2 protein-coding genes and 1 pseudogene are annotated in these 3,244 nt (G+C 55.5%); all 3 read left to right on the plus strand.

What is annotated here, in order from left to right; all coding sequences use genetic code 11:
- On the plus strand, positions 1 to 1,088 hold a 1,088-nt coding region (locus AC1DRJ_RS22345; RefSeq protein WP_477804053.1), incomplete at its 5' end, for a tyrosine-type recombinase/integrase.
- A gap of 35 nt (positions 1,089 to 1,123) precedes the next feature.
- Positions 1,124 to 2,713, plus strand: coding sequence for an ABC-F family ATPase (locus tag AC1DRJ_RS22350; RefSeq protein ID WP_477804054.1), 1,590 nt, complete (start codon positions 1,124 to 1,126; stop codon positions 2,711 to 2,713).
- A 284-nt stretch (positions 2,714 to 2,997) separates the two neighbouring features.
- Positions 2,998 to 3,244 (plus strand): annotated as a pseudogene (locus tag AC1DRJ_RS22355) (MFS transporter); the annotation flags it as partial.

Raw genomic sequence — 3,244 nt, forward strand, 5'->3', positions numbered from 1 at the left:
GCGAAACGCTCCCCTACCCCGAGACACAGAAAGGCATCAAATCAGCCGCACAAATTAGTGATCAGGTAAACAGCCTAATCAAGCTGGGCTTGCTCGACGACGACAAGTACGCCGAGCTTTTCCCTGGCTCTATCAACGTTGCAGGTGGGAAAATCAATTTTGGTGAATATGCCCAACTCTGGCTGGACAGTCGCGAAATTGTCGGTGGTACGAAGCTTGGCTACAAGGGGGCGCTGAACCTGTACTGGATGCCCACCCTTGCACTGGTCCGGATTGATCTGATCACCACTACTCTCCTCCGCCGCACGATGGCCGGCATCAAATGGTCGTCGCCCGCGGTAAAGCGCAATGCTCTGGTCAAGCTTTCGACAATCCTCAAATCAGCCGTGTCCGAAGAGCTCCTGGCGAAAAACCCAGCGGCGCCACTTGAGCTTCCAAAGCGGAGCAGAAAAGAGATTGACCCCTTCAGCCTGGACGAAGCCAACGCGATTATCGCGAAGATGTACCAGCACGAGCACTGGCCCAGCACTATCTATGCGGCATTTTTCGAGTTTGTGTTTTTCACGGGCCTGCGTCTATCTGAGGCCCTGGCTTTGCGGTGGGATGCGGTGAACATGGAGAAAAGGACCGCCCACGTCTGTCGCGGGATTGCCTTGGGGGAAGTGGTGGAGCGCACAAAAACTGGCGGTGATCGTTTTGTTTTACTCAACGTGCGGGCATTGCACGCACTAGAGTTCGCCAAAAAATATGCAGAACGTCGGAAAAAAGGGGCAGGAAAGATCCTTGAAACCCCCTTCATCTTTCCGCCATCAAAGAACAGCGAGTACGTCAGGCAGACGTCCGACCTGCACAAGCAGTGGAAGCCGACCCTAAAAGCCTTGGGATTGCGACACAGACCGCCATACAACTGTCGTCATACCTATGCGACAATATGCATTATGTCTGGCATGAACCCCGCATTCATTTCCCAGCAACTCGGCCATAGCGTGCAGATGTTGCTGTCTACTTATGCGCGTTGGATCAACTCAAGCTCAGATTGGAGTGAATTGGAAAAACTCCAAATTGGTCCCAAATTGGTCCCAGCTTAAATAAGCGCAACCTAAGCTATTGAAAGGTAAGGTAATTGATCTCTACAGCTAATATCACGATGCAGTTCGGCGCCAAGCCGCTTTTCGAAAACGTTTCGGTCAAATTCGCAGCGGGCAACCGCTACGGCCTGATCGGCGCTAACGGTTGCGGCAAGTCGACTTTCATGAAAATCCTCGGTGGCGACCTTGAGCCTTCCGGTGGCCAGGTCATGCTCGAGCCGAACGTGCGTCTGGGTAAATTGCGCCAGGACCAGTTCGCCTACGAAGAATTCACCGTGATCGACACCGTGATCATGGGTCACGAAGAGCTGTGGAAGGTCAAGGCCGAGCGCGATCGTATCTACTCGCTGCCGGAAATGACCGAAGAAGACGGCATGGCCGTGGCCGAGCTGGAAACCGAGTTCGCCGAAATGGACGGCTACACCGCCGAATCCCGTGCCGGTGAACTGTTGCTGGGCCTGGGTATCGGCATCGAGCAACACTTTGGCCCGATGAGCGAAGTGTCTCCAGGCTGGAAACTGCGCGTATTGCTGGCGCAGGCTCTGTTCTCCGATCCTGAAGTGCTGTTGCTCGACGAGCCGACCAACCACCTGGACATCAACACCATCCGCTGGCTGGAAAACATTCTGACCCAGCGCTCCAGCCTGATGATCATCATCTCTCACGACCGTCACTTCCTGAACAGCRTGTGCACCCACATGGCTGACCTGGATTACGGCGAATTGCGTCTGTTCCCGGGCAACTACGACGAGTACATGACCGTGGCGACCCAGTCCCGCGAGCAACTGCTGTCGGACAACGCCAAGAAGAAAGCGCAGATCTCTGAACTGCAGTCGTTCGTCAGCCGCTTCTCGGCCAACGCCTCGAAAGCCAAGCAGGCCACCTCCCGCGCCAAGGCGATCGACAAGATCCAACTGGCCGAAGTCAAGCCTTCGAGCCGTGTGAGCCCGTTCATCCGTTTCGAACAAACCAAGAAGCTTCACCGTCAGGCGGTCATCGTCGAGCGCATGGCCAAAGGCTTCGACGGCAAGCCACTGTTCAAGGATTTCAGCTTCCAGGTTGAAGCTGGCGAGCGCGTGGCGATCATCGGCCCGAACGGTATCGGTAAAACCACCCTGCTGCGCACCCTGGTCAACGAACTGACCCCGGATGCCGGTACTGTGAAGTGGACCGACGCTGCGGAACTGGGTTACTACGCCCAGGACCATGCACACGACTTCGAAGACGACTGTAACCTGTTCGACTGGATGGGTCAGTGGACTCAGGGCGGCGAGCAAATCGTTCGCGGCACTCTCGGTCGCATGCTGTTTTCCAACGACGAGATCCTCAAGTCGGTCAAGGTCATCTCCGGTGGTGAGCAAGGTCGCATGCTGTTCGGCAAGCTGATCCTGCAAAAGCCGAACGTGCTGATCATGGACGAACCGACCAACCACTTGGACATGGAATCCATCGAGGCGCTGAACCTGGCGCTGGAGAACTACCCGGGCACGCTGATTTTTGTCAGCCACGACCGTGAGTTCGTATCGTCGTTGGCCACCCGCATTATCGAGTTGAGCCCTAGTGGCGTGATCGACTTCAGCGGCACCTATGATGATTACCTGCGTAGCCAAGGTGTAGTGTTTTAAAAGCAGCGATTAGTTTCAAGCTGCAAGCGGCAAGTAAAAGCCCTGTCTTGGTGACGGGGCTTTTTGCATTTCACGGCCGAATAATCTTCTGCTTCTGAAACCTTCGCGAGCAAGCCCGCTTGTGTCTTGCGCAGGAATTAGACTGATGATGAGAGCGGGCTTGCTCGCGAAGGGGACCTTAAGGACAACAAAAAATACTCAGACAAAATAGTTAGCCTGCTTCCTTTTGTTTTCAACCCAAGCCATGATGCAACTCTCCCACCGCCGCCCGCGAACGAGCCCTCATGTCTGCGCAGCAACTGCCCCCGCAAAGCTCCCTGGCGATTACCCTGCAGATCGTCTCCATCGTTTTTTATACCTTTATTGCCTTCCTCTGCATCGGCCTGCCGATTGCCGTGTTGCCGGGATATGTGCATGAGCAACTGGGTTTCAGCGCGATCATCGCGGGGCTGACCATTGGCTCGCAATACCTGGCCACCCTGCTCAGCCGCCCCATGGCTGGGCGCATGTCGGACAGCATCGGCACCAAAC

The organism is Pseudomonas sp. P5_B2, assembly GCF_056400445.1.